The 18,971-nt window shown below is 67.2% G+C and carries 18 protein-coding genes; 9 read left to right on the top strand and 9 right to left on the bottom strand.

Annotation, left to right across the window (positions count from 1 at the left end):
• Window positions 1–6 precede the first annotated feature (6 nt).
• Complete coding sequence (gene purM, locus CFB89_RS03420; RefSeq protein WP_089466742.1) at window positions 7–1,062, bottom strand: phosphoribosylformylglycinamidine cyclo-ligase; 1,056 nt, start codon at window positions 1,060–1,062, stop codon at window positions 7–9.
• A 253-nt stretch (window positions 1,063–1,315) separates the two neighbouring features.
• Between purM and hda the strand changes: the two genes are divergently transcribed.
• The 6 genes from hda to panB are packed head-to-tail and all read left to right on the top strand — an operon-like array spanning window position 1,316 to window position 6,422.
• A complete protein-coding gene (hda, locus tag CFB89_RS03415; RefSeq protein WP_012327945.1) occupies window positions 1,316–2,050 on the top strand; it encodes a DnaA regulatory inactivator Hda in 735 nt (244 codons plus the stop codon).
• Window positions 2,051–2,061: 11 nt separating this feature from the next.
• Window positions 2,062–2,739, top strand: a complete 678-nt coding sequence (locus tag CFB89_RS03410) for an HAD family phosphatase (RefSeq protein WP_089466741.1) — start codon at window positions 2,062–2,064, stop codon at window positions 2,737–2,739.
• A 5-nt stretch (window positions 2,740–2,744) separates the two neighbouring features.
• The gene (gene pcnB / locus CFB89_RS03405; protein ID WP_089466740.1) at window positions 2,745–4,301 is read left to right on the top strand and encodes a polynucleotide adenylyltransferase PcnB; all 1,557 of its coding nucleotides are present in this window, start codon (window positions 2,745–2,747) and stop codon (window positions 4,299–4,301) included.
• Window positions 4,302–4,336: 35 nt separating this feature from the next.
• On the top strand, window positions 4,337–4,879 hold the full coding sequence (gene folK, locus CFB89_RS03400) for a 2-amino-4-hydroxy-6-hydroxymethyldihydropteridine diphosphokinase (protein ID WP_034187173.1): 543 nt from the start codon (window positions 4,337–4,339) through the stop codon (window positions 4,877–4,879).
• Window positions 4,876–5,562 carry a deoxynucleoside kinase gene (locus CFB89_RS03395; RefSeq protein WP_089466739.1) on the top strand — a complete coding sequence of 229 codons (687 nt, stop codon included), beginning with the start codon at window positions 4,876–4,878 and terminating at the stop codon, window positions 5,560–5,562. Before folK ends, CFB89_RS03395 begins: the two co-directional genes overlap by 4 nt.
• 44 nt (window positions 5,563–5,606) lie before the next feature.
• Entirely contained in the window at window positions 5,607–6,422 is an 816-nt protein-coding gene (panB, locus tag CFB89_RS03390) for a 3-methyl-2-oxobutanoate hydroxymethyltransferase (RefSeq protein ID WP_089466738.1), read from the top strand.
• A gap of 128 nt (window positions 6,423–6,550) precedes the next feature.
• On the opposite strand, the gene CFB89_RS03385 is transcribed toward panB, so the two are convergent.
• The 5 genes from CFB89_RS03385 to grpE form a co-directional block, all read right to left on the bottom strand.
• Window positions 6,551–8,458 carry a chorismate-binding protein gene (locus CFB89_RS03385; RefSeq protein WP_089466737.1) on the bottom strand — a complete coding sequence of 636 codons (1,908 nt, stop codon included), beginning with the start codon at window positions 8,456–8,458 and terminating at the stop codon, window positions 6,551–6,553.
• 4 nt (window positions 8,459–8,462) lie between these two features.
• Window positions 8,463–9,599: a molecular chaperone DnaJ gene (gene dnaJ / locus CFB89_RS03380; protein ID WP_089466736.1), complete on the bottom strand. Its 1,137-nt coding sequence runs from the start codon at window positions 9,597–9,599 to the stop codon at window positions 8,463–8,465.
• Between the two features lie 265 nt (window positions 9,600–9,864).
• A complete protein-coding gene (gene dnaK, locus CFB89_RS03375) occupies window positions 9,865–11,817 on the bottom strand; it encodes a molecular chaperone DnaK (RefSeq protein ID WP_089466735.1) in 1,953 nt (650 codons plus the stop codon).
• Between the two features lie 162 nt (window positions 11,818–11,979).
• Window positions 11,980–12,402: a thioredoxin family protein gene (locus CFB89_RS03370; protein WP_089466734.1), complete on the bottom strand. Its 423-nt coding sequence runs from the start codon at window positions 12,400–12,402 to the stop codon at window positions 11,980–11,982.
• A gap of 10 nt (window positions 12,403–12,412) precedes the next feature.
• Window positions 12,413–12,958 carry a nucleotide exchange factor GrpE gene (gene grpE, locus CFB89_RS03365; RefSeq protein ID WP_089466733.1) on the bottom strand — a complete coding sequence of 182 codons (546 nt, stop codon included), beginning with the start codon at window positions 12,956–12,958 and terminating at the stop codon, window positions 12,413–12,415.
• Between the two features lie 352 nt (window positions 12,959–13,310).
• On the opposite strand from grpE, the gene CFB89_RS34740 reads away from it, so the two are divergent.
• A complete protein-coding gene (locus tag CFB89_RS34740; RefSeq protein WP_179233369.1) occupies window positions 13,311–13,472 on the top strand; it encodes a hypothetical protein in 162 nt (53 codons plus the stop codon).
• Here the strand turns inward: CFB89_RS34740 and CFB89_RS03355 are convergent.
• From CFB89_RS03355 to hrcA, 3 genes are all read right to left on the bottom strand, one after another.
• Entirely contained in the window at window positions 13,444–13,851 is a 408-nt protein-coding gene (locus tag CFB89_RS03355; protein WP_043189537.1) for an RNA-binding S4 domain-containing protein, read from the bottom strand. The two genes, CFB89_RS34740 and CFB89_RS03355, sit on opposite strands and share 29 nt — an antisense overlap.
• Before the next feature lie 156 nt (window positions 13,852–14,007).
• Window positions 14,008–15,072, bottom strand: coding sequence for a ferrochelatase (gene hemH, locus CFB89_RS03350; RefSeq protein WP_089466731.1), 1,065 nt, complete (start codon window positions 15,070–15,072; stop codon window positions 14,008–14,010).
• Window positions 15,073–15,213: 141 nt separating this feature from the next.
• Window positions 15,214–16,236 (bottom strand): heat-inducible transcriptional repressor HrcA, encoded by a 1,023-nt coding sequence (gene hrcA, locus CFB89_RS03345; RefSeq protein ID WP_011544637.1) that lies wholly within the window; start codon window positions 16,234–16,236, stop codon window positions 15,214–15,216.
• Window positions 16,237–16,367: 131 nt separating this feature from the next.
• Between hrcA and CFB89_RS03340 the strand changes: the two genes are divergently transcribed.
• Window positions 16,368–17,270, top strand: a complete 903-nt coding sequence (locus tag CFB89_RS03340) for an NAD kinase (RefSeq protein WP_089466730.1) — start codon at window positions 16,368–16,370, stop codon at window positions 17,268–17,270.
• A 19-nt stretch (window positions 17,271–17,289) separates the two neighbouring features.
• Window positions 17,290–18,939, top strand: a complete 1,650-nt coding sequence (recN, locus tag CFB89_RS03335) for a DNA repair protein RecN (RefSeq protein WP_089466729.1) — start codon at window positions 17,290–17,292, stop codon at window positions 18,937–18,939.
• The last annotated feature ends 32 nt before the right edge of the window (window positions 18,940–18,971 follow it).

Genomic DNA, 18,971 nt, shown 5'->3' with positions numbered 1-18,971 from the left:
GACGCGTCAGACCACGACCGTCTGCGCCTCGCCTTCGCGGGTCGCACGCACGGTACCGATCTTCCACACCTGTTCGCCGGCGGCGGTCAAGTCGGCGATCGCTGCGTCGGCATCGGCCGCCGAGACGATCACGGCCATCCCGATCCCGCAGTTGAACACGCGGTGCATTTCCGCATCGGCGACGCCGCCGTGCTCCTGCAGCCACTTGAACAGCGGCGGCAGCGGCCATGCGTGCTGGTCGAGCTCGGCGGTGAGGCCTTCGCGCAGCACGCGCGGGATGTTCTCGACGAGGCCGCCACCGGTGATGTGCGCCATGCCCTTCACCGACAGCTTCTGCATCAGCGCGAGCAGCGGCTTCACGTAGATGCGCGTGGGCGCCATCAGCGCGTCGGCCAGCGAGCGGCCGTGGAAATCGGCCGACAGATCGGGATTCGCGCGCTCGATGATCTTGCGCACGAGCGAGAAGCCGTTCGAGTGGATGCCGCTCGATGCGAGGCCCAGCACGACGTCGCCTTCGGCGATCGTGCCGCCGTCGATGATCTTGCTCTTTTCGACCGCGCCGACCGCGAAGCCGGCCAGGTCGTATTCGCCGTCCGGGTACATGCCCGGCATTTCGGCCGTTTCGCCGCCGATCAGCGCGCAGCCCGACAGTTCGCAGCCCTGCGCGATGCCCTTGACGACGGTTGCAGCCGTGTCGACGTCGAGCTTGCCGCAGGCGAAATAGTCGAGGAAGAACAGCGGCTCGGCACCCTGCACGAGGATGTCGTTCACGCTCATCGCGACGAGATCCTGGCCGACGGTGTCGTGTTTGTTCAGATGAAAGGCCAGCTTGAGCTTGGTGCCCACGCCGTCGGTGCCGGACACGAGCACGGGCTCCTTGTACTTCTTCGGCACTTCGAACAGCGCGCCGAACCCGCCGATGCCGCCGAGCACGCCGTCGCGCAGGGTTTTCTTCGCAAAAGGCTTGATCTTGTCGATGAGCGCGTCGCCTGCGTCGATGTCGACACCTGCGTCGCGATAGGACAGACCCTGAGCGTCGGGAGCGGATTTCGGAGGATTCATGGGGGAATGCGAGAAGGTCGGTAAAATGCGATTTTACCCGAAGCCGGCCCGTTGGCCGGAATTCCCAGCACCGAATCGTCAGGGATTGCATCTTGGTCAACACGTCCCCGTTTTCATCGCCGGGCGAGGCGCGCCGAAACCCGCGCCGCGCCGCCGTGCGTACGGTCGCGCGTGAAGCCAGCCGAGGCGCCTTCCCTCACGCGTGCCCGGCGTACGGCACGCGTTTTTTCAACCGATCCGCATTGTGACTGCTGTGTCCCGTCAACTGACGCTCGATCTCGGCACGCCGCCGCCCGCCACGTTCGACAACTTCATCATGAGCGACGAGAACGACGAGCTCGTCACGCGCCTGCAGAAGCTCGATCTCGCACTCGCGGCCGGCCCCGTGCCGGACCGGTCGTTCTACATCTGGGGCGAGCCGGGCAGCGGCCGCACCCACCTGCTGCAGGCGCTCGTGAGCGACGCGTCGTACGGCTATGCGCGCTACTTGACGCCGCAAAGCCCGCTCGGCGCGTTCACGTTCGACCCGCGCATCGGCATCTACGCGATCGACGACTGCGACCGGATGAGCGACACGCAGCAGGTCGCGCTGTTCAACCTGTTCAACGAAGTGCGCGCGCACCCGTCGAGCGCGTTCGTCGCGGCGGGCCCGGCGGCGCCGCTCGCGCTCGACGTGCGCGAGGATCTGCGCACGCGCCTCGGCTGGGGGCTCGTGTTCCACCTGTCGCCGCCGTCCGACGCCGGCAAGATCGCGGTGCTCAAGCTCGCGGCGAAGGAGCGCGGCATCGCGCTCACCGACGACATCGCCGCGTACCTGCTGACCCATTTCCGCCGCGACATGCCGAGCCTGATGGCGTTGCTCGACGCGCTCGACCGCTTCTCGCTCGAGCAGAAACGCGCGGTCACGCTGCCGCTGCTGCGCCGGATGCTCGCGCGCCCCGGCGACGACATCACACCACCGGGCACGGGCCCGAACCGCTTCGAGTAAAATGCGCTTCCATGACTAATCTGGCACTCTTTGACCTCGATCACACGCTGATCCCGACCGATAGCGACCACGAATGGGGTCGCTTCATGGTGAAGCTCGGCATCGTCGACGCGGAAAGCTTTTCGCGTCAGAACGACCAGTTCTTCGCCGACTACAAGGCCGGCCGGCTCGACATCCACGCGTACCTCACGGCGATGCTCACGCCGCTCGCGAAGTATTCGCGCGCGCAGCTCGCCGAGTGGCACGAGCAGTACATGCACGAGGTGATCCGCCCCGCGATGACGCCCGCCGCGCTCGAACTCGTGCGCCAGCACCTCGATGCCGGCGACCTGTGCTGCGTCGTGACGGCGACCAACGAATTCATCACGCGCCCGATCGCGACCGCGTTCGGCGTCGACACGCTGATCGCGTGCGAGGTCGAAACGACCGACGGGCATCCCGATTCGCCGTACACGGGCCGGCCGACCGGCACGCCGAGCTATCGCGAAGGCAAGATCGTGCGCACCGAAGCGTGGCTCGCATCGCTCGGCAAGCACTGGGACGACTTCGCGCACAGCTACTTCTACAGCGACTCGCACAACGACATCCCGCTGCTCGAGAAAGTCACCGACCCGATCGCGACCAACCCTGACGACACACTGCGTGCGCATGCAAGCACCCGCGGCTGGCGTATCCTCGATCTCTTCTGAACGTCGTGATCAAAAAATTCATTCGAAAGCTGCTCGGCCAGGACGAAACCGAGCAAACGCCTTCCGCAGCGGCCCCGGCCGACGAAGCGGCCCCTGCTGCCCCGCGTGCCCCGAAGGGCGCCCGAGGCGGCGGCGCGAAAAAACCGCGCAGCAACCATGAGCCGACCGTCGTGCCGGCCAGCGTGCACGGCATCAACCCGGCGCTGATCTCGAAGAACGCGGTGCGCGTGACCGACACGCTGCAGCAGGCGGGTTTTCGTGCATTCATCGTCGGCGGCGCGGTGCGCGACCTGCTGCTCGGCATCGCGCCGAAGGACTTCGACGTCGCGACCGACGCGACGCCGACCGAGGTGCAGCGCCTGTTCCGCCGCGCGCGCCTGATCGGCCGCCGCTTCCAGATCGTCCACGTGCAGTTCGGCCAGGAACTGATCGAGGTATCGACGTTCCGCGCGCTGGTCGACGCGCCGCCCGAAGCCGCCGCGGCCACGGCCGAGCCGCCGCGGCGCCTGAAGCGCGACGAACTCGATCGCCGCACGCACGCGGTCGACGCGAGCGGCCGCGTGCTGCGCGACAACGTGTGGGGCGAGCAGCACGAGGACGCCGCGCGCCGCGACTTCACGATCAATGCGATGTACTACGACCCGTCGACGCAGACGGTGCTCGACTATCACGACGGGATGGCCGACGTACGCGCCCGCCTGTTGCGGATGATCGGCGATCCGGCCACCCGCTTCCGCGAGGATCCGGTGCGGATGCTGCGCGTCGTGCGTTTCGCGGCGAAGCTCGGCTTCGAGATCGAGCCGCATACGCGCGAGCCGATCCACGCGCTCGCCGACCTGATCAACAACGTGCCGGCCGCGCGCCTGTTCGACGAAATGCTGAAACTGCTGCTGTCGGGGCACGCGCTCGCATGCCTGCAGCGGCTGCGCAGGGAAGGGCTGCACCACGGGCTGCTGCCGCTGCTCGACGTCGTGCTCGAACAGCCGCAGGGCGAGAAGTTCATCACGCTCGCGCTGAACAACACCGACGCGCGCGTGCGTGCCGGCAAGCCGGTGTCGCCGGGCTTCCTGTTCGCGACGCTGCTGTGGCACGACATGCGCCAGCGCTTCGAGCAATACACGGCCGCGGGCGAAATCCCGGTGCCGGCGCTCCATCGCGCGATGGACGACGTGCTCGACATGCAAACCGAGAAACTCGCGATCCACAAGCGCTACTCGGCCGACATGCGCGAGATCTGGGGCCTGCAGCTGCGCCTGGAGAAACGCTCGGGCCGCAGCGCGATGCGGCTGCTGGAACACCAAAGGTTTAGAGCGGGGTATGATTTCCTCCTGTTACGCTGCGAATCCGGCGAGCTCGATACGGAAGTCGGACAGTGGTGGACGGATTTCATCGAAGGCGACGCGGCCGCTCGCGAGGCCTTGCTGACGCAGGGCGGCTCGAAGGAAAAATCGCCCCGCAAGCGGCGCCGCCGCGGCGGGGCGCGAAACCGCCAGCAGGGCGAAGGCGCCGCCGAGCAGGCGCCGGATACCGCGAGCGATACCGCGAGCGGTTCCGACGACTGACGCGTGCGCCGGCGAACGACGTAGGAAGTGATGCCATGACGGTTGCATATATCGGACTGGGGGCGAATCTCGGCGATGCGCGCCAGACCCTGAAGGACGCGGTGGTGTGCCTCGCGCAGCAGCGCACCATCTCGATCCTCGGCAAATCGAGCCTGTATCGCACGGCGCCGTTCGAAGCGGGCGGCGACGACTACTACAACTGCGTCGTCAAGCTCGACACGACGCTGTCGGCCCGCGAGCTGCTCGCGCTCTGCCAGAAGATCGAACATCACTTCGGCCGCGAGCGCCCGTATCGCAATGCGCCGCGCACGCTCGACCTCGACATCCTGCTGTTCGGCGCCGATTCGATCGACGAACCCGACCTGATCGTCCCGCACCCGCGCCTCACCGACCGCGCCTTCGCGCTCGTGCCGCTCGTCGAGATCGAGCCGGCGCTCGACATCCCCGCGCGCGGCCGAGCCGACGCCTTTCTCGCCGCCGTCGCGGATCAGCGCGTCGAAAAGGTGCAAACCTGCCAGTGCCCGATGCAAAAGGCGCTCGCTGCCGGCGAAGACGCCGACAAGACCCGCTGCCGATGAACTCGACTCCGCTGACCGTCACCGCGCCCGACCTGCGCGCCCCGCACCGCTATCTCGTGATCGAAGGCCCCATCGGCGTCGGCAAGACGACGCTCGCGCGCCTGCTCGGCGAGCGCTGGTCGATGCAGACGCTGCTCGAGCGCCCGCAGGACAACCCGTTCCTCGAACGTTTCTATCGCGACACCGCGCGCTACGCGCTGCCCGTGCAGCTGTCGTTCGCGCTGCAGCGCGCGCAGCAGGCGCGGGAGCTGATCGGCGCGCTCGACACGGGCCGCCCCGTCATCGCCGATTTCATGCCGCAGAAGAACGACATCTTCGCGCGGCTGAACCTGCCGGAAGACGAGTGGCAGCTGTACCGCTCGGTCGCCACGCACGTCGACGTGCCGCAGGCGCCGTCGCCCGATCTCGTCGTGTACCTGCAGGCCAGCCCCGAAGTGCTGTTCTCGCGCATCCAGAAGCGCGGGACGCCGATGGAGCTGCAGATCAGCGATGCGTACCTGCGCTCGCTCGTCGACGCGTACAACGAATTCTTCTACCACTACGACCGCACGCCGGTCCTGACGGTCGCGGCCGAACACCTGAACCCGCTGGATTCCCCCGACGATCTCGCCCTGCTGGTCGAGCGCATCGAGACGATGCGCGGCCGCAAGGAATTCTTCGTGAAGGGCGAGACGACGCGCTGACGCGTCCTCGCCTGTCGTTCCTCACCCATCGACCCGGATTTCCCATGACCTATCTCCAGGAATCGAGCCGGCCTGCCGTGACGGTACCCAAGCTGCAGGCAATGCGCGACGCCGGCGAGAAGATCGCGATGCTCACGTGCTACGACGCGAGCTTTTCCGCGCTGCTCGATCGCGCGGGCACCGACGTGCTGCTGATCGGCGATTCGCTTGGCAACGTGCTGCAGGGCCACGCGACCACGCTGCCCGTGTCGATCGACGACATCGCGTACCACACCGCGTGTGTCGCCCGGGCGCAGCCGCGCGCGCTCGTCGTCGCCGATCTGCCGTTCGGCACGTACGGCACGCCGGTCGACGCATTCGCGAACGCGGTCAAGCTGATGCGCGCGGGCGCGCAGATGGTCAAGCTCGAAGGCGGCGAATGGCTCGCCGATACGATCCGCTTCCTCGTCGAACGCTCGGTGCCCGTGTGCGCGCACCTCGGCCTCACGCCGCAGTCGGTGCATGCGTTCGGCGGCTTCAAGGTGCAGGGCAAGACCGAGGCCGGCGCCGCGCAACTGCTGCGCGACGCGCGCGCGATCGAGGACGCCGGTGCGCAGCTCGTCGTGCTCGAAGCGGTGCCGACGCTCGTCGCGGCCGAAGTCACGCACATGCTGAAGATTCCGACGATCGGCATCGGCGCCGGCGTCGACTGCTCGGGGCAGGTGCTCGTGCTGCACGACATGCTCGGCGTTTTTCCCGGCAAGCGGCCGCGCTTCGTGAAGGATTTCATGCACGGACAGCCGACTATTCAGGCGGCCGTCGAAGCGTATGTGAGCGCGGTGAAGAATCGGTCGTTTCCAGGCCCGGAACACTCGTTCTGACGTCGCCGGCTGGATGTAAAAAAGCGCGACGCCCTTTACAGGGCGCCGCGCTTTTTCGTTTGTGCGCTGCTTGGATCACCGAGTTCGTGACACTGGAGCAAGCATACGGCGCCCGCTCCATCACATCGTCACTTCAGCAGCGCATCGAGCGCCCCACGTAATGCATTGGTCAGCAACAGCGCTTGCGCGCGTGCCAGATCGCCAAGCGTGACGACGCGCTCCACTGCCCCGAATGCCGGATCGTCGAGCAGCACGCCGCGCATCACGCCCGGCAGCACGCCGCACGCCAGCGGTGGCGTCACCCACTGGCCGTCGAGCTTCACGAACAGGTTCGAGCGCCCGCCTTCCGTCACCTCGCCGCGCTCGTTGACGAACAGCATGTCGAACCCGCCGAGCGCCTCCGCCGCCTGCCACGCGCGGTCGTATTCGGCGCGGCGCGTGGTCTTGTGCAGCAGCAGTGCATCGTCGGCTCGAGTCGGCGCGAAGCCGTGCGCGGAAGCCAGCAGCACACCGACCGGCCCCGCCGGCAGCGGCTTGAGCGGCGCCGCGACGATCTCGATCGTACCGTCCTTCGCGAGCGCAAGCTTCATCCGGTACGCGCCGTCGCCGTCGAGCGCCGCGCAGCGGGCGTGGATCTCGCGGCGTAGCGCGTCAGCGTCGAAACGGAAGCCGAACGCGTCCGCGCTGCGTTGCAGCCGCGCGAGATGGCGTTCGAGATGGCGGATGCCGTCCGCCCGCGTGGCGGCCGTCGTTTCGAACAACTGGAAGCCGGGATCGGCGTCCGTCAGGAATCGCGCTTTCAATTCGCACTCCGCATATTCGTCGGCCGCGACGCTGTCGAGCACGATGCCCGCGCCGACGCCCATCGTGCCGCGTCGCCGGCTGGCTGCCGTGGTGGCGGTGCCCGGACTGTCCGTGTCGTTGCCGATGCCGTCCGCATCGAGCGTCAGCGTCCGGATCGCCACCGACAGGCAGAAATCGCCGCAACCGGCCGCCGCGCCGTGCAGCGCATCGTCCGCGCCCTTCGTCGGCGCGTCGAGCCAGCCGATCGCCCCCGTATAGAGCCCGCGCGGTGTCGACTCGATCGTGTCGATCAACTGCATCGTCTTGTACTTCGGCGCGCCCGTGATCGACCCGCAAGGGAACAGCGCGCGCAGCATCTGCGCGAACGTGGTGCCGTCGCGCCAGCCGGCCTCGATAGTCGACGTCATCTGCCACACAGATGCATACGGCTCGACCGAGAACAGCGCCGGCACCTCGACGGTGCCCGTGCGCGCGATCCGCGACACGTCGTTGCGCAGCAAGTCGACGATCATCACGTTTTCCGCGCGATTCTTCGGATCACTCGCGAGGAATGCGGCGGCCGCCGCGTCTTCACGTGGATCGGCCGAACGCGGCGCCGTACCCTTCATCGGCCGCGCGCGCAGCACGTCGCCGTGCTTCTCGACGAACAGCTCGGGCGAGCACGATACGACCCATGCGCCGTCGGGCAGCGCGATCAGCGCGCCGTACCGCACCGGCTGGCGCGCGCGCAGCCGCCGGTACAGCGCGAGCGGCGTGCCGAACACGTCGAAATTCAGCCGGTACGTGTAATTGACCTGATACGAATCGCCCACGCGCAACGCGTCGTGCACCGCGGCGATCGCCGCGTCGAACGCATCGCGCGACACGCTCTTCGAGACATGTGCGACACCCGCGATCGACGGCGTGCCGCCGCCGTCCTGCCGCGCGAGCCACGCGTCGACTTCGTCGCGCGACAGCCGCTCGCAGCGCGCGAACAGCAAAAAGCGCAGCGGGGCATGGCCCGGCTGCGCTTTTTGCAGGTTGCGTCCGAATTCGTAATCGCCGACGACGACCGCATGCAGCCCGTCGCGCAGATCCTGCGCCACCGCCGCATCGATGGCGTCGAGCTGCGCCGGGTCCGTGCACACGCGTTCGCGCACGAAGCCCGAATACAAACGACTCGACCGCGCGGACGCGGTCGAGTCGCAATCGTCCAAGAGCGCGAACGACGCGCTCTCGTTGCCTTCAGTCATGCCGTTACTCGAAGAAGCTCTTCACACGGTCGAACCAGCTCTTGCTCTGCGGGCTGTGACGCGCGCCGCCCTCGGCCAGCGACTTCTCGAACTGCTTGAGCAGGTCGCGCTGGGTGTCGGTCAGCTTCACGGGCGTCTCGACCTGCACGTGCACGTACAGATCGCCCGCGATGCTCGAACGCAGCCCCTTGATGCCCTTGCCGCGCAAGCGGAACGTCTTGCCCGACTGCGTGCCTTCCGGCACCGGGAACGACGCGCGGCCCGCCAGCGTCGGCACCTCGATCTCGCCGCCGAGTGCGGCGGTCGTGAACGGAATCGGCATCTGGCAGTGGAGATCGTCGCCGTCGCGCTCGAACACCGCGTGCGGCTTGATGTGGATCTCGACGTACAGGTCGCCCGGCGGCCCGCCGTTGATGCCCGGCTCGCCGTTGCCGGCCGAGCGGATCCGCATCCCGTCGTCGATCCCGGCCGGGATCTTCACTTCGAGCGTCTTGGTTTCCTTCACCTTGCCCGACCCGTGGCAATGCGCGCACGGCTCGGGGATGTAGGTGCCCGTGCCATGGCACTTCGGGCAGGTCTGCTGGATGCTGAAGAAGCCTTGCGACATCCGCACCGTGCCCTGGCCGTGACAGGTCGGGCAGGTTTCCGGCTTCGTGCCGGGCTTCGCGCCCGACCCGTGGCAGACGTCGCACGACACCCAGCTCGGCACGCGGATCTGCGTGTCGTAACCGTGCGCGGCCTGCTCGAGCGTGATTTCCATGCTGTAGCGCAGGTCGGCGCCGCGGTACACCTGCGGGCCGCCGCGGCCGCCGCGCGCGGCGCCGCCCGCGGCCTGACCGAAGATGTCGCCGAAGATGTCGCCGAACGCATCCGCGAAGCCGCCGAAGCCTTGTGCACCCGCACCGCCCATGTTCGGATCGACGCCCGCGTGCCCGTACTGGTCGTACGCGGCCCGCTTCTGACCATCCGACAGCATTTCATAGGCTTCCTTCACCTCCTTGAAATGCTCTTCCGCATCCTTGCTGTCCGGATTGCGGTCAGGGTGATACTTCATCGCAAGCTTGCGATATGCCTTCTTGATTTCGTCGTCGCTCGCATTCTTCGCGACGCCCAGAACCTCGTAGTAATCCCGTTTCGCCATATCGATTCACTGTGCCGCCACGCATCGCGCACGCGGCGGCTCCTTTCGCCCGCAGTAAAGTCTCTCGACTCGTCTGGCGCTGCACCGTCCGCGGACGGCTCGCGCAGCACCCGCCAAAAAACAAATGTGCCCGGAGGGCCGCAAGGCCCGCCAGGCGTGGAGTCGATCCGGCCATCCGGAAGGAAAGACAGACCGCTTTTCAGCCGCTGGTCGGTCGCGCCGCGCGCGTTTTTGCGCGCGGCGTACGGTGCCATTGCTACCCGGCTTAGTCCTTCTTCACTTCCTTGAACTCGGCGTCGACGACGTCGTCGGCAGCCTGTTGCGCACCACCTGCATGGGCCGCGCCTTCCGTCGCACCGGCTGCGCCTGCCGCACCCGCTTGCTGGGCCTGCATGTCGGCGTACATCTTCTCGCCGAGCTTCTGCGAGACCTTGCCGAGCTCCTCGACCTTCGCGTCGATCGCCGCCTTGTCGGCCGACGTGTCCTTCAGCGCGTCCTCGAGCGACTTCAGCGCCGCTTCGATCGCTTCCTTCTCGCCCGCGTCCAGCTTGTCGCCGTACTCGGTCAGCGCCTTCTTCGTGCTGTGGACCAGCGCGTCGCCCTGGTTGCGCGAATCGGCCAGCTCGCGCAGCTTGTGGTCTTCCGCTGCGTTCGCTTCCGCGTCCTTGATCATCTGGTCGATTTCAGCCTCGGACAGGCCCGAGTTCGCCTTGATCGTGATCTTGTTTTCCTTGCCGGTCGCCTTGTCCTTCGCGCCGACGTGCAGGATGCCGTTCGCGTCGATGTCGAAGGTCACTTCGATCTGCGGCACGCCGCGCGGTGCCGGCGGGATGCCTTCGAGGTTGAACTCGCCGAGCAGCTTGTTGCCCGCCGCCATTTCGCGTTCGCCCTGGAACACCTTGATCGTCACGGCGCCCTGGTTGTCGTCGGCCGTCGAGTACACCTGAGCGTGCTTCGTCGGGATCGTCGTGTTCTTGTTGATCATCTTCGTCATCACGCCGCCGAGCGTCTCGATACCGAGCGACAGCGGGGTCACGTCGAGCAGCAGCACGTCCTTGCGGTCGCCCGACAGCACCTGGCCCTGGATCGCCGCGCCGACCGCGACGGCTTCGTCCGGGTTCACGTCACGGCGCGGATCCTTGCCGAAGAACTCCTTCACCTTCTCCATGACCTTCGGCATGCGCGTCTGGCCGCCGACCAGGATCACGTCGTCGATGTCCGACACCTTGACGCCTGCGTCCTTGATCGCGATGCGGCACGGTTCGATCGTGCGCTCGACGAGGTCTTCCACCAGCGCTTCCAGCTTCGCGCGGGTGATCTTCAGGTTCAAGTGCTTCGGGCCCGATGCGTCCGCCGTGATGTACGGCAGGTTGATTTCGGTCTGCTGGCCCGACGACAGCTCGATCTTCGCCTTTTCGGCGGCTTCCTTCAGGCGCTGCAGCGCGAGCACGTCCTTCGACAGGTCGACGCCCTGCTCCTTCTTGAACTCGCCGATGATGTAATCGATGATGCGCTGGTCGAAGTCTTCGCCGCCGAGGAACGTGTCGCCGTTGGTCGACAGCACTTCGAACTGCATTTCGCCGTCGACGTCCGCGATCTCGATGATCGACACGTCGAACGTGCCGCCGCCGAGGTCGTACACGGCGATCTTGCGGTCGCCCTTCTCGACCTTGTCGAGACCGAACGCGAGCGCGGCCGCCGTCGGCTCGTTGATGATCCGCTTGACTTCGAGGCCCGCGATGCGGCCGGCGTCCTTGGTCGCCTGGCGCTGGCTGTCGTTGAAGTACGCCGGCACCGTGATCACGGCTTCCGTGACCGGCTCGCCGAGGTAGTCTTCGGCCGTCTTCTTCATCTTGCGCAGCACTTCGGCCGACACTTGCGGCGGCGCGAGCTTTTCGCCGTGCGCCTCGACCCATGCATCGCCGTTGTCGGCCTTGATGATCGAGTACGGCATCAGGCCGATGTCCTTCTGGACTTCCTTCTCTTCGAAGCGGCGGCCGATCAGGCGCTTCACCGCGAACAGCGTGTTCTTCGGGTTGGTCACCGACTGGCGCTTGGCCGGCGCGCCGACGAGCACTTCGTTGTCGTCCATGTACGCGATGATCGACGGCGTGGTGCGCGTGCCTTCCGAGTTCTCGATGACCTTGACCTGGTTGCCTTCCATGATGGCGACGCACGAGTTCGTGGTGCCAAGGTCAATACCGATGATCTTTCCCATTTTTTCCTAATCTCCAGAAATGCTTGTTTGCTGCACGAAACCCCGCGTTTTTGGGCGGTTTCGCACGCCAGAATTCAACTCTGTTCCCGAAATGCGTCCGTCCGATCCGTTTTCAAGACCCGACGAGCGATGCGGATATTAAATTTTTTCAATCGCCGCCGGCTAGCGGATCGCACCCGACGGATCGCCGCCCGACGGATCGCCGCCCGATACGATCTTCGCGCGTGCCGCCGCGACGGCGGCCTGGAACTGCGCGAGGCCATGCCAGCCGGTCGCGCGGCCCAGCCGCTTGCCGCGGTGGAAGAAGAACCACGTCGGCACGCCGTGCAGCCCGAAGCGGCGCCCCAGTTGAGGGTGTTCGTACACGTTGCAATGGAACCACTTCAAATCCAGCGCGCGGATCGGGGCCGGCTGGGCAAGCATCGCCTTCTTCGCGATCTCGCAGTTGAAGCAGTCGACGCCCCAGAAGAACACCACCGCCAGCGCATCGCCCGCGCCGTCGATGGCCGCGTCGAACGTGCCGGCGTCGAGCGCCTGCATGTCGAACGCGTCGAACGCGGCCGGATCGACGCCGGCGGGCACCATCTCCGCTGCCTTACTTCGACTGCGCGACGGTGACGAGCGCGGGGCGCAGCACGCGGTCGGCGATCATGTAGCCCTTTTGCAGCACCGTGACGACGGTGTTCGGCTCCTGCTCGGCCGGCACCATCGAAATGGCCTGGTGCTGATGCGGATCGAACTTCTCGCCAACCGGGTTGATCGCGACGACGCGGCCCTTCTCGAGCGCGCTCGTCAGTTGGCGCAGCGTCAGCTCGACGCCTTCGCGCACCTTCGCGATGTCGCCGGAGGTATCGCCGACGGCCGCTTCCAGGCTGTCCAGCACCGGCAGCAGGTGTTCCGCGAAGCTCTCGATCGCGAACTTGTGTGCCTTCGACACGTCGTCCTGCGCGCGGCGGCGCACGTTCTCGGTTTCGGCCTTCGCCCGCAGGAAGCTTTCCTGGAGCTCGGCGACCTTGGCTTGAGCCTCCGCGAGCGCCGCGTCGGCAGCTTCGGCGGCGGGTGCGGCGCCTTGCGCCGCCTGCTTCTCGCTGCCGATGTCTTCGCCCGATTGGGTAGCCGGATTCTCTTGCGTGTTTTCCATGTCGCTGAAAGTCGATTAGAGGTTGAAGCCAAATCGGCGACCGCCGGACGTATACTCGGCGGCACCGCACATTACTGGTGCAAATAAGGGCGAAAACTGCGATTTCAAGAGGGTCTTTCGCCGGCATTCGCCAATGCCGCGAAACAACCGAGCGTTTTCGGGTGCAGGCGTCGGATAGTCCGCCCGATCGGGCGAAACGGCCTGTAACAACGCTTACCCGCCCAGTACTAGCTCCGCACAGGCCGGCTGCACTACACTCCATTCAGGCGTCGTAAAGCGTGTTTACCCTTAGCCGACCGTCGCCCGACATCCACCTGCCGCCGTTTTCACCCTTGTTCTCGAGGGGAGTACCGTGAAACTGACCTTTGCGATATCGGTGGTCGCGCTGGTACTCATTGCCGGCACCACCACCATCTGCCTGTCGGGAGCCGTCACCGATCGCACGACCGAATACGGAAGCGTGCGGGCGACGTTCGACCAGATGTTCAGCTCCCACCAGAAAATCTGTCGATGATGCGCCGGTCGCGTTTCGTCGGCCGGCCGTGCAACTCGGCCGCCGGCTCGCGATACGTGCGGCGCCGCTCCAGTTCGGCGAGCCGCGCGGCCCGCCCTGCTTCCGTTTCCGCATAGAGCGTCTGCGCGACGCTCGCGGGCCCGCGCACGTCGCACACGCCCAGCACGGCAATGTGCCAGACGATGCCGTCGATCGCAATCTCGACCTCGTCGCCCACCCGCACGTCCTTCGCCGGCTTGACCGCCGCGCCGCCGATCTTCACGTGCCCCTTGTCGACCGCATCGGTCGCGAGCGAGCGTGTCTTGAAGAACCGGGCCGCCCACAGCCATTTGTCGATGCGCAGCTTCGCACCTGGCTCCGTCGAAATCTTGTAGTTCATGTCGGCCTCCGCCGGGCCGCCCCAAGGGCGTAGCAGGGAATTCGCAGCGCATCGCTCCGCGCCTGCGTAGCCGGCCGGCTTTGCAAAGCCGGCCGTGGGCGGCGCACCGCTCTCTTGGGGAACAGCGGACGTAGCGAGCGTGGGAATCGTTTCATCTCAGCTTACCGTTTCAGCCTGCGCGGCCTTGACCGGCCAGCCCTGCAGGTTCTCCGCGACGATCTCGCCGAGCGCGCCGATCCACGCGGACGCGCCGTTCAGGCACGGAATCCGGTGGAAGGTCTTGCCGCCGCCGGCGAGGAATTCATCGCGCACTTCCATGCCGATTTCCTCGATCGTCTCCAGGCAGTCGGCCGTGAAGCCGGGACAGAACACGTCGGCCCGCCGCACGCCGGCCTCGCCGAATTCGCGCAGCGTCGGCGCGGTGTACGGCTGCAGCCATTCGGCCTTGCCGAAGCGCGACTGGAACGTGACGCGGCATTCGGTGCCCGACAGCCCGAGCGCGGCCGTCAGCAACGCGCCCGTCTGCTGGCACTGGTCGTGATACGGGTCGCCGAGATCGAGCGTGCGCTTCGGCACGCCGTGGAAACTCAGCACGAGTTTGTCGCCGGCCGCGAAATCGGGCCGGCCGTGCTGCGCCCAGTACTGGCGCACCTGCTCGGCCAGCGCGTGGATATAGGCCGGATGGTCGGCGTAGTGCCGCACCGTGCGCACTTCCGGCTGATTGCGCATGCGCGCGAGCGCGGCGAATGCGGCATCGAACGCGGTGGCCGTGGTCGACGCCGAGTATTGCGGATACATCGGCATCAGCAGCACGCGCTCGACGCCCGCGCGCTTGAACTGCGCGAGCGCGTGCGCAATGTTCGGGCTGCCGTAGCGCATCGCGTAATCGACCATCACGTGATAGCCGTTCGACACGAGCAGATGCCGCACGCTGTCGGTCTGGCGCTCGGTGTACACGCGCAGCGGCGAACCCTCGGGCATCCAGACGGCCGCGTATTTCTTCGCGGACGCACGGCCGCGCAGCGGCAGGATCAGCGTGCGCAGCAGCACCTGCCAGACGGCCTGCGGGATTTCGACGACCCGCGGATCCGACAGGAATTCGGCCAGGTAGCGCCGCACCGCGCGCGGCGTGGGCGCGTCGGGCGTGCCGAGATTGATCAGCAGCACACCGACGCGATGGGCGGCCGCGACGCTCGAAGGCGGCTCAAGATCGAAACGCATGGGCAAGAACGTGCTCGGGGCACGGGACCGGACGGCCCTCAATTATAGCGGGCCGTCTCGATCGGGTCGGCTGGCCGATCGGCCGACTGGCGGCGCGCACGACGCCGCGGCACGATGGCGGAACGGCGTCGGCTGCCGCGGTTACTGCTGGCTCAGCGTGAGCGACAGCAGCCGCGCGGTGATGTCGACGATCGGTATCACGCGGTTGTACGCCATCCGGGTCGGGCCGATCACGCCGAGCGTGCCGACGATCTGCCCGTTCACCTCGTACGGCGCGGTGACGACGCTCATTTCCTCGATCGGCACGAGCGTCGATTCGCCGCCGATGAAGATCTGCACGCCCTGGGCGTGGCTCGACACGTCGAGCAACTGCAGGAGGCCCGTCTTTTGGTCGAATACGTCGAACAGCTTGCGCAGCCGCGCCATGTCGGACGAAAGATCCGCCACTTCGAGCAGGTTGCGCTCGCCGGAAATCAGCACGGTGTCCTCCGTGTCGGGCACCTCGGTGCTGGCCGTCACGGCCGCGTGCATCAGCGTGGTCATGTCGCCGCGCAACTGGTCGATTTCGTCGCGCAGGCGGCGGCGCACCTCGTCGAACGACAGCCCGGCGAAATGCGCATTGATGTAGTTGGACGCCTCGGTCAGCTGCGACGGCGAATAGTCGCGCGGCGTCGCGAGCATGCGGTTCTGCACGTCGCCCTCGGGCGTGACGATGATCAGCAGGATGCGCTTGTCGGACAGGCGCATGAACTCGATCTGCTTGAACACGTGGCTGCGGCGCGGCGTCAGCACGACGCCCGCGAATTGCGACAGGTTCGACAGCACGCTCGCGGCGGCGGCGACCACCCGCTGCTGCGGCTCGCCGGCCTGCAGCGTGTTCTGCACCTGGCGGGCGACGGCCTCGGCGTCGATCGGCGCCTCGACCGTCAGCATCGTATCGACGAACAGCCGGTAGCCGCGCGGCGTCGGCACGCGGCCGGCCGACGTGTGCGGGCTCGACACGAGGCCGAGCTCCTCCAGGTCGGACATCACGTTGCGGATCGTCGCCGGGCTCAGCTCGAGCCCGGAGTAACGGGACAACGTGCGCGATCCGACCGGCTGACCGTCGGCGATATACCGTTCGATCAGGGTTTTCAGGAGGGTTCGTGCGCGAGGATCTAGCATGGTGGAAAATTTTAGCGCAACGGCGCGAGCGCGGCGAGTGGCGTCAACCACCGTTGCGCGGGCCGGCCCGATCCGGCCCCGCCGGCGCACTGCCGGTTCTTTTCGTCAACGAGCTATGGTGTAATGCCGGCATGAAAACCGGTAATCAGTTCAGTACTGTCGCGCTCGTCGGCCGGAGCAACACGCCCGGCATCGCCGAACCGCTCGCCACGCTGGCGGACAGCATCGCCAAGCTTGGCTTCGAAGTGGTCTTCGAAGGCGACACCGCTCGCGAAATCGGCATCGCCGGCTACCCGGCGCTCACCCCGGCCGAAATTGGGGCGCGAGCGGACGTGGCGATCGTGCTCGGCGGCGACGGCACGATGCTCGGCATCGGCCGCCAGCTTGCGCCATACCGGACACCGCTGATCGGGATCAACCACGGTCGGCTCGGCTTCATCACCGACATCGCGGCATCCGACATGCACGCGCTCGTTCCCGTGCTGCTGGCCGGCAAGTTCGAGCGCGAGGAGCGCTCGCTGCTCGAGGCGCGGATCATGCGCGACGGCGAACCGATCTACCACGCGCTCGCGTTCAACGACGTCGTCGTGAACCGCAGCGGCTTCTCAGGGATGGTCGAGTTGCGCGCGTCGGTCGACGGCCGCTACATGTACAACCAGCGTTCGGACGGCCTGATCGTCGCGACGCCCACCGGCTCGACCGCCTATGCGCTGTCGTCGGCCGGCCCGATCCTCCATCCGCAGTTAGCCGGCATCGTGCTCGTGCCGATCGCGCCGCACGCGCTGTCGAACCGGCCGATCGTGCTGCCCGACGATTCGAAGATCGCGATCCAGATCGTCGGCGGCCGCGACGTCAACGTGAACTTCGACATGCAGTCGTTCACGTCGCTCGAGCTGAACGACACGATCGAGGTGCGCCGCTCGAAACACACGGTGCCGTTCCTGCACCCGATCGGCTACAGTTACTTCACGACGCTGCGCAAGAAGCTGCACTGGAACGAACACGCATCGAACGAAGACGACAAGGCGTCCTGACGCCGCTCCGCCCGACACCATGCTCCGCCACCTCTCGATCCGCGACTTCGTCATCGTCGCCGCGCTCGATCTCGAATTCGACAGCGGCTTTTCCGTCTTTTCCGGCGAAACCGGCGCCGGCAAATCGATCCTGATCGACGCGCTCGCCCTCGCGCTCGGCGAACGCGCCGACGCGAGCGTCGTGCGCACCGGCTGCGGCCGCGCCGACATCACGGCCGAATTCACGCCGCACGACCGCGTCGCGCGCTGGCTCGACGAACACGCGTTCGACGCCGAGGACACCGTGATGCTGCGCCGCGTGATCGACGCGAACGGCCGGTCGCGGGCCTTCATCAACGGCACCAGCGCGACGCTCGCGCAACTGCGCGAACTCGGCGAGATGCTCGTCGACATCCATGGCCAGCACGCGCACCAGTTGCTGATGCGGCCCGACGCGCAGCGCGAGCTGTTCGACACGCACGCGGGGCTCGTCGCCGATGCCGCGAACGTCGCGCGCGCGTGGCGCGTGTGGCGCGACGCGACGCAGGCGATCGATGCGGCGAAGGCGCACGAGCGCGAATTGCAGCTCGAACGAGAAAAGCTCGCGTGGCAGCTCGCCGAACTCGACAAGCTCGCGCCGCAAGCCGGCGAATGGGACGAAGTCAGTAACGAACACAAGCGCCTGTCGCATTCGGCGAACCTGATCGAAGGCGTGCGCGGCGCGCTCAACGCGCTGTCCGAGTCCGACGACGCGATGCTCGCGCAGCTCGGCGCGATCGTGTCGAAGCTGCGCGGCCTGGCCGACTACGACACCGCGCTCGGCGATGCGCTCGCGTCGCTGGAGCCGGCCGAGATCCAGTTGCAGGAAGCCGTCTATTCGCTGTCGCACTATGCGCAGCGCGTCGATCTCGACCCGGAGCGGCTCGCGCAGGTCGAAACGCGGCTCGACGCGCTGCACTCGACCGCCCGCAAGTTCCGGCTGCCGCCCGACACGCTGCACGAAGAGCATGCGGCGCGCCGCGCCCAGCTCGCCGCGCTCGACGCGGCCGCCGATCTCGGCGCGCTCGAAGCCGCGCAGGCAAAGGCGCGGGAAGCCTATCTCGCCGACGCCAGGCGCCTGTCGAAGGCGCGCGCGCAGGCCGCGAAGGCGCTCGGCACGGCCGTCACGGCCGGCATGCAGGAGCTGTCGATGGCGGGCGGCAGCTTCGAAGTCGCGCTCGTGCCGCTCGCCGACGGCGGCCCGCACGGGCTCGAGCAGGTCGAATTCCGCGTGGCCGGGCACCCGGGCGTGCCGCTGCGACCGCTCGCGAAAGTCGCATCCGGCGGCGAACTCGCACGGATCAGCCTCGCGCTCGCGGTGATCGCCAGCGCGGCGAGCCCGACGCCGACCCTGATCTTCGACGAAGTCGACACGGGGATCGGCGGCGGCGTCGCCGAAGTGGTCGGCCGCCTGCTGCACCAGCTCGGGCGCGAGCGCCAGGTGTTGTGCGTGACGCACCTGCCGCAGGTCGCCGCGCGCGGCGACCATCATTTCCAGGTGGCGAAGGGCGCCGACGAACGCGGCGGCACCGTGTCGTCTGTCATCCCGCTCGACAAGGCGAGCCGCGTCGAGGAAGTCGCGCGGATGCTCGGCGGGCTCGAAATCACGGCCACCACGCGCAAGCACGCGAAGGAAATGCTGGCGGCCTGACCTCGACACCCCACGGCTGAATACAAAGAGAC

This window comes from Burkholderia sp. AU16741, from assembly GCF_002223345.1.
In the GTDB taxonomy this organism is placed as follows: Bacteria; Pseudomonadota; Gammaproteobacteria; order Burkholderiales; family Burkholderiaceae; genus Burkholderia; species Burkholderia sola.
Note: the sequence above shows the minus strand (reverse complement) of the source record. Positions and strands in the feature narration are given on the sequence as shown.